The 6,785-nt window shown below is 58.1% G+C and carries 8 protein-coding genes and 1 pseudogene; 7 read left to right on the top strand and 2 right to left on the bottom strand.

Annotated features, from left to right (window positions below):
- The 7 genes and pseudogenes from C4B30_RS34865 to C4B30_RS34840 all read left to right on the top strand — a co-directional run.
- A pseudogene (locus tag C4B30_RS34865) lies at positions 1-164 on the top strand (IS256 family transposase); the annotation flags it as partial.
- A gap of 161 nt (positions 165-325) precedes the next feature.
- A complete protein-coding gene (locus C4B30_RS34860; protein ID WP_105133676.1) occupies positions 326-1,162 on the top strand; it encodes a glycoside hydrolase family protein in 837 nt (278 codons plus the stop codon).
- A 77-nt stretch (positions 1,163-1,239) separates the two neighbouring features.
- Positions 1,240-1,614 carry a hypothetical protein gene (locus tag C4B30_RS34855; protein WP_105133675.1) on the top strand — a complete coding sequence of 125 codons (375 nt, stop codon included), beginning with the start codon at positions 1,240-1,242 and terminating at the stop codon, positions 1,612-1,614.
- 240 nt (positions 1,615-1,854) lie between these two features.
- Positions 1,855-2,415 carry a hypothetical protein gene (locus C4B30_RS34850; protein WP_155257365.1) on the top strand — a complete coding sequence of 187 codons (561 nt, stop codon included), beginning with the start codon at positions 1,855-1,857 and terminating at the stop codon, positions 2,413-2,415.
- On the top strand, positions 2,412-2,960 hold the full coding sequence (locus tag C4B30_RS35530; RefSeq protein ID WP_155257364.1) for a hypothetical protein: 549 nt from the start codon (positions 2,412-2,414) through the stop codon (positions 2,958-2,960). Before C4B30_RS34850 ends, C4B30_RS35530 begins: the two co-directional genes overlap by 4 nt.
- Positions 2,961-3,087: 127 nt before the next feature.
- The gene (locus C4B30_RS34845) at positions 3,088-4,344 is read left to right on the top strand and encodes a hypothetical protein (protein WP_155257363.1); all 1,257 of its coding nucleotides are present in this window, start codon (positions 3,088-3,090) and stop codon (positions 4,342-4,344) included.
- A gap of 147 nt (positions 4,345-4,491) precedes the next feature.
- Positions 4,492-5,340 carry a hypothetical protein gene (locus C4B30_RS34840; protein ID WP_027784536.1) on the top strand — a complete coding sequence of 283 codons (849 nt, stop codon included), beginning with the start codon at positions 4,492-4,494 and terminating at the stop codon, positions 5,338-5,340.
- 12 nt (positions 5,341-5,352) lie between these two features.
- Here the strand turns inward: C4B30_RS34840 and C4B30_RS34835 are convergent, their stop codons facing one another.
- Both C4B30_RS34835 and C4B30_RS34830 read right to left on the bottom strand, forming a co-directional pair.
- Positions 5,353-6,345 carry a site-specific integrase gene (locus C4B30_RS34835; RefSeq protein ID WP_027784535.1) on the bottom strand — a complete coding sequence of 331 codons (993 nt, stop codon included), beginning with the start codon at positions 6,343-6,345 and terminating at the stop codon, positions 5,353-5,355.
- Positions 6,346-6,368: 23 nt separating this feature from the next.
- On the bottom strand, positions 6,369-6,650 hold the full coding sequence (locus C4B30_RS34830) for a hypothetical protein (protein WP_027784534.1): 282 nt from the start codon (positions 6,648-6,650) through the stop codon (positions 6,369-6,371).
- Between the last annotated feature and the right edge of the window lie 135 nt (positions 6,651-6,785).

Here is a 6,785-nt window from a genome sequence, read left to right as displayed (position 1 = left end):
TCAAGGCGCGCGGCCACTTCCCGTCGGACGAGGCCGCGCTCAAACTGATATGGCTGGCGCTGCGCAACGTCGTTGCCAAGTGGACCGGCTCCCGGCACGATTGGAAGAGCGCGATGACGCAGTTCGCACTGCTTTACCCGGAACGATTCAACATTGGAGTCTGAATCTCAACCCGCCTCACACACGGAATTCCGGATACCTCCAGTACACACTGGCCGCGTTCATCAACGGCGCTCCGGTTCACAAGCTGGAAGATGTCACGTTCAGTCAGATCATGGCTCAGGCTGCGAATGAAAAGCTGCTCTCGCAAAACGAACGTGCATCCATGTCAGCACTGAAGCAGAAGCTGGGCAACGGCACAGCCACTACTCAGGACCTGGTGGACAATGCTGAGCTTCTCGCAAAGGCCACGAACCTAAAGCAAATCAGCGACATCACGCGCGCTCAGATTGACAAGGTTCGCGATGGAGCCTTTGAATCGGGCGTCAGGAATCTGGTTCAATTCCCCACGGCCCCGGCTTCGTTCGCTGGGCTATCAGGCTCCCGCTTGACCGGTCAAGGGTCCAAGATTCAGGTGAACCAGGCGGGCTCCTTCCTGGGTGGTGGCAACTTCTCCGCAGCCCTCACCGCGATGGGCGAAGGTCTCGTACTCAAGGCTACGCCCGACCCGAACCCGAAGGCCGGTAACAACATCGGCTATGGCTACAACCTGAACGCCAACGCTGGGACCATCGCTGAGGACTTCCGGCGCGCTGGTATCCCCGCTACGTCCATTGATGGCATCAAGAACGGCTCCGTTCAGATCACCCCCGAGCAAGCTGCACGGCTCCTGGAGGTGTCTTTGCCGCGCTATGAAGCCCGAGCAAAGCAGGCGGTGGATGCCGTAGACCCGAACCTTTGGCCAGCACTCTCGATGCCGCAAAAGGCTGCCCTCACGGATGTGAGCTACCAAGTGGGTGATGTGGGTCAGTTCCACAAAGCCCTTGGCGCTCTCGCTCGCAAGGACGTGGCGGGATTCCAGGATGCTCTCAAAGTCACCTACCTGGACAAGGACGGGAACCGCCGTGAGGACGTTCGACGGAACAACCTTCGAGCCCTCATGGTGAGCGGTCCCATTGCCTTTTACAACGGCATCAAAGAGGCCGCGCGTTCGTCCCGCTAGTACCTCATCCGTTCCAACCCACGCCGCCCCGCCAGTGATGGTGAGGGCGGCTTTTCTTTTTCTACCTCAGGAAACCTATGAACCAACGTAACGAAACCCTCATGGCTCTCGATGGAGCCCTTGCGCCGCTGCTGGCGGTAGTCGCTACGGCCACCGATGGGGCCGCAGTGTTCAACGATGACGGCACAACCATCCGAGCTCAGAGCCCCTTCGAGCTCGCATCAATCATCCGCAGCAATCCGCCCGTGGCCATCGCGAAACGTGAAGGGGCAGGGCGGTGGGCGTGGGGCTTCCCTGGCTGGGAGAAGCATCGGGATGAGCTTCAGGTGGCCGGGTTCGGAGAGCTTGCGGGAATCTCTGACGAGTTCCTGGCGCTGGCTGGGTTTGATCGGCAGGAGCTGGCGGTGCTGGAGGGCCTGGGTCACGTTGCATTCGTGCAGCCTCAAGTCTGATTCAGTCCATCCAGCGGAGCCCTTAGCGGGGCTGTGGTGGCGTCCTAGCGGCATCCGCTGGATGTCTCTGTCTGTATTTCTGCGCGTTCGCTTGTCTCCGTGCCTACGGGCACTACTTTTCATCAAATTCAATCGACCATGAAGTTATGTTCTGTATCGGGCTGTGGCCTAAAGGCGGGCGGCTATTCGCCGTTCTGCAATACACATAGGCGCGCTCAGCAGCGCCACGGACACCCGCGCATGCAGGGTGTGGAGGTCAGTGAGCTGAAGCCGTACCGCCAGCGCATCTCTAACCGCATCAAACGGAATCCGGACAGCCCGGCGTGGGGGATGCTCCGGGCCAACTGGGCGGCCTTTGCTGACCACAGCAGAGCATCGCAAGCACGCATGTTCCGGGGAGAGCCGTATAACCGGACCGAAGCGCGCGCCCACCAAGAGGTCATCAAGCTGGCTGACAACGTGAAGGCTGATGAAGTCGCGAGCGTGGTCCTGGCGCTGTATCTGCTTCAGCATGAGCGCCCCGCGCGGTTCCCATCGGACGAAGCATTCATGTTCCAGCTCGTGCGTCGAGTGATGCGCCTTACGGATGTTAACGTGGGCGTCTCCCACAACTCGCGGACTGGTCGGGCAGTGCGCGTCTATCGCGATTTGCCTCCCCGAGTAACCCGGCTGCTGGGTGGATGGCTGGTGGAAGTGTATGGCCGCGCTGGTCTGTACATTGCAACGCTGGAAACCGCAGAGATGGACCAGTCGGCAGCGCGTACCGCGAAGCTGGATGCTGCACTGGAGGCACTGGCATGACCACTGACATCAAAGACATCCCGCCTTGGGAAGGGCCTGACTTGCTGGCGGAGGCGCGAGAGGCCGCACGCAAGGCAGGCGAGGCCGCTGAACTTACCAGCAATCTCGCTCATGCAAAGCAACTGGCTCCCCGCAAGGAACCTACGTGGGCCGATGTAGAGGCCAGCTCCACCCTGCCTGAACCCAAGACGGCGGACAGCATCCAGACACCCGCGCGGGAGCTACCAGCGTGGCTTCAGAAGGCCAAAGAGGAAAACGCAAAGATCAGCGCCCGTATCCACGCGGAGCGGGCGGCTACAGGCAAACAGAAACCCGCATCTGCGAGCCATGCCGGAAAGTCCAAGCTGACGGAGATTCAGGTGACGGAAATCTGGAGGTCTACAGATACGGGCTCAGCGCTCGCAGCTCGCTACGGTGTGTCAGCCATGACCATCAGCAGCATCCGGCACGGCAAGCTTTGGGGCGGATTGACGGCCACGTTGGGAGAACCGGGTGTGACACCGCGAAAGCGGAAAGGTGTCGAGATTGGGGCTGCTACTCGGTAGCCTGCTATCGGCAGGCTAGTCAAGATTCGACCGAAGTTCAAGGAAAGATGCGCGCGCAACGAATGGCATCAATGCAATTTGAGCCCTCACTCAGGCGGGGGCTTTCGTTTTTCTAGAGAGGATGGATATGGAGGCGACCGTGGGCGAGTTACGTGATACGCATTTGAACAGCCATCGCGTGGCCCGTAATCCGCTGCTTAAGGACTTTGTGCTGTCCATCGCGAAAGAAGCTGAAGATCACGAAGCGGCATTGGACTTGAGGCAACGGAGGCGTAGGCCCGATGACCAACGCGTGTTTGCGCGACAGGTGGAATGCCTGATCTGCGAAGCGTTGCTTCAAGACGTTCGCGGGCGGGGCGGGTTGGTCACCGTTACGCGTTCCAAGCGGATTCTCGGCTATAGGAGCCGCTACCAATCAGAGGTGATGGGAAAGACCTTGCCTGATGTTATGGACCTGCTGGCTGGCCCGCAAATCGACCTACTTGAGATTTCCTTGGGGATGGTCAACCCGTTTGGCAACACGAACCCTCAGACGACGTTCCGGGCATCCGACCGGCTCATCGAGCGAGCCTCAGGATTGAACCTGACCTACGCAGATTTTGGGCGAGACGACGCCGAAGAGGTCATCGTTCTCAAGGCGTCGAAAAAGGCTGGGGCGAGTAGCTGGATGCAGTATGCCGATGACGAGGTAACGCACGATTTGCGCCGGCAAGTGCAAACCATCAATGCATGGCTGAGCGTGGCTGACATTTGCCTGACCGGGGCTATTCCTGGTGTTTCAGTCGATGACCGGAAGATGACCCGCAGTTTCAATAACGGGACCTTCGCGCACGGCGGGAGGCTCAGCGGCGGATTCTGGCAGAAGATGACCAAGGAGCAGCGCAAGGACATCTACATTGACGGAGAGGCTACGGTTACGCTGGACTACAAGCAGATGGGGCCATCTATTCACTATGGACTGGAGGGGATTCCATTCGTGGATGATGCCTATGCTATCCCTGGGTATGAACTTCATCGGACAGGAATCAAGAAAGTCTTTGGAGCAATGACCCACGCCGGGGGTAGGTTCAATCGGCTTGATGACCTGGAAGCGGGCGCGCTACCTGCGGGAGCAAAGCTATCGAAGGTATGCGGGGACATCGAGACATACCACGCGCCGATTGCTCATCGTTTCTATTGTCGATCAGGGATGGAGGCCATGAGGACGGAGAGCGATATTATCGTGGACGTGATGCTGGAGCTGAAGGCGAGGGGACTTGTAGGTCTTCCCATCCATGACGCAGTGCTTGTCAGCGAAGATGAGGCAGACTTAGTAGAAAATGTCATGCGCTCGGTATTCACCCAGCACACGGGTAACAGGGTGGCAATCAGCAGAGAGGAATGAGGTGGATAGGCAGGACGGCACTCACCACCGGCCCATCGCTACCCAGCCACCCATATATCATAAGTATATTGATCCGGGGCTCCATAAGAGGGGCCCGTAAGGCGAATCATGGAGTTAGGACAAATCGTACTTTGCCGAAGCCTCTACATGGAGGCTGAAGCTCATCTGTCTCGCAACGGTGCTGTTCATGCGGGGCTCGCCGTATCGATTGCACAGGACGCCGTTGAGTTGTTTCTACGCGCCATCATCAAGAGCAATCCTCAACCGAATTCGAAGGTGCCGGAAGAGTTCGCCAAGTGCATGGATTACATCGATACCCTGGCCGGGAGCGATGATGGCCGACGCGTGCCGTTTAGAGCTCGTATGAATGAGCTGAACAAGGCCCGTGTTAGTTTCAAGCATTACGGTCTGGTGCCGGACAGGGCGGATGCCCGTAGGCTGTTGAACTACACGCAGGACTTCTTCGAAAAAGCAACTCCGCGTTTTTTTGCGAAAGAGTTTGGCGCTGTATCTATGGCAGACCTGGTTGTACTTCCAGAGGCCCACAAGAGACTCAAGAAGGCTGAGGAGTGTCTGATGACAGACGGATGGGGCCGCGCGTTGGGCTATAGCGCGGAGGCCGTTGATTTGGTCACGGGCCAACTTCTTTTCTCGGCGTCACAGAGGGTTCTGCTGGCTCCCCCTTCTCTCGGTTCTCTGACCAATGAATTTACCGGAATGTTGAAAGAGATTGAGAACTACGTCCATCACGTCAACGCTGGCAGCAGACGGCTGAGCTTAATGCTGGCTCTTTCGGTCAACATTGACGAGCTCGTGAGGTTTGAATCGATTGTCCCACTTGTGAAGCGCCGGACCTCCGGAGAGTATATGTGGGAGAGCTCTCACATCAGCGAGCCGGGTAGCCGCGAGGATGCCGAGTTTGCCGTGAGCTTTGCCACACGATTCGCGATAGAGGTTCAGGGTCGTATGTCGGGAGCAGATCAACGCAGGCGATAATGCTTGATGCGGTTAGCCGAGCCTCCCCAGCAGGTTCCTAGGGTCCAGATGCGTGTATCGCTTGAGCATCTGAAGAGTCTTGTGACCACTGATGGCCGCGACCTCCATCATGTTGAATCCCTTCTCGAATAGACGGGAGATGCCCTCATGCCGGAGGTCGTGGAATTTGAGGTCTTCCAAGTCGCACGCAATACGGACCTTCTTGAAGCGCCGCGCGATGCTGCCCTTTCGAATATCGAAGACGGGCCGGCCAGGTCGCATGGGAAGAGTCCGAAGGGCTGCCACTGCTGCACGTGACAGGGGGACTATGCGAGGCGAGCCGTTCTTTGTATCAGGGAGATACGCGAGCTGCCCATCAAGGTCCAGGTTTGGCCAGGTGAGCGACGCTATTTCACCGCTTCTCATCGCTGTTTCAACTGCGACGATAACGGAAGCTTTGAGCCAGTAATCTCCGACACGTTCGCACCATCCGATGATTTTGTCGAACTCCCCCGGTCGGAGTCGGCGGTCTCTAACGTTTCCCTGCTGGATTCTCCGCATGGCCTTCCTGGGGTTCAGGACATCTTCATAGCCCCAGTCGGTGCGCGCAACTTCGTATAGGTGGGAAATCAGCGCAATCTCGGTGCGTATGGTGGCGATGGCTATTCCTCGGGCCAAACGCTGATTCATGTACGCGGTCAAATCAGCACCACGGATTCCGTAGATGGGCAGGTCGACCAATGGATTCTTGAGCCATCGGCTGATAACGCCCAACTCTGTACGGAAGCTTTTCTTGCGCGGCGTTACCTCACTGGCATACCTCTCAAGGGCCTCCCTTAGCGTTGGGCCAAGGCGGGAAGCAAGCTGCCTCCCGTGCGTAGGTTTCCGTCCCAGTTCCAGCTCACGCGCCGTGGCCCAGGAAGTAGCATCCTGGATGCCATCAAAGGTGCGAGATTCAGGGGCAGCATTCTTGAGCCGAATCATCACCTGAATGCGGCCATTCCCTCTCTTTCTGTAGGTCGGCATATGGGCTGTACCCGTGCGATTGCTCAGATGGCTGGACGGGCGCGCACGAACTTCAGGGAGTCACTAAGGCGTTCCACCTCTGGAAGCTCGTTTGCCTGGAGCAGACCCAGCATGGCAGCATGTGGTGAGCCGCTACACGCAGCCTTGAGGAGGTCGATTGCGGCATTCACGAGATGCTTAACGGCATCTGCATCCAGGCCGGCAGATATATCTAGCTCGGCAAGACTGGCCGCGAACCTCAAGAGCTCGTCAAGTTCCGGCCAGGCCGGCAATCGCTCGCTAGGGAGTTTGATGATGTGCTCCATTGCAGCCCTGACCTGCCCCCGGTTTTAGTCCGAACTGCAGTTAGAGTCCGAGGTTAAAAACTGCTGTTTTGCATCGTGCGCCCGAGCGAACTGCGCAGGCGTCAGATAGCCGAGCGAACTATGAGGCCGCTCGGT

The sequence above is a fragment of the Burkholderia sp. BE12 genome (genome assembly GCF_002959955.1).
Classification (GTDB): domain Bacteria; phylum Pseudomonadota; class Gammaproteobacteria; order Burkholderiales; family Burkholderiaceae; genus Burkholderia.
Note: the sequence above shows the minus strand (reverse complement) of the source record. Positions and strands in the feature narration are given on the sequence as shown.

Bases quoted from the DNA above. Each gene is read 5' to 3' on its own strand.
- C4B30_RS34860 (WP_105133676.1), top strand. From the start codon at position 326: ATGTCAGCACTGAAGCAGAAGCTGGGCAACGGCACAGCCACTACTCAG.
- C4B30_RS34855 (WP_105133675.1), top strand. From the start codon at position 1,240: ATGAACCAACGTAACGAAACCCTCATGGCTCTCGATGGAGCCCTTGCG.
- C4B30_RS34850 (WP_155257365.1), top strand. From the start codon at position 1,855: ATGCAGGGTGTGGAGGTCAGTGAGCTGAAGCCGTACCGCCAGCGCATC.
- C4B30_RS35530 (WP_155257364.1), top strand. From the start codon at position 2,412: ATGACCACTGACATCAAAGACATCCCGCCTTGGGAAGGGCCTGACTTG.
- C4B30_RS34845 (WP_155257363.1), top strand. From the start codon at position 3,088: ATGGAGGCGACCGTGGGCGAGTTACGTGATACGCATTTGAACAGCCAT.
- C4B30_RS34840 (WP_027784536.1), top strand. From the start codon at position 4,492: ATGGAGGCTGAAGCTCATCTGTCTCGCAACGGTGCTGTTCATGCGGGG.
- C4B30_RS34835 (WP_027784535.1), bottom strand. From the start codon at position 6,345: ATGCCGACCTACAGAAAGAGAGGGAATGGCCGCATTCAGGTGATGATT.
- C4B30_RS34830 (WP_027784534.1), bottom strand. From the start codon at position 6,650: ATGGAGCACATCATCAAACTCCCTAGCGAGCGATTGCCGGCCTGGCCG.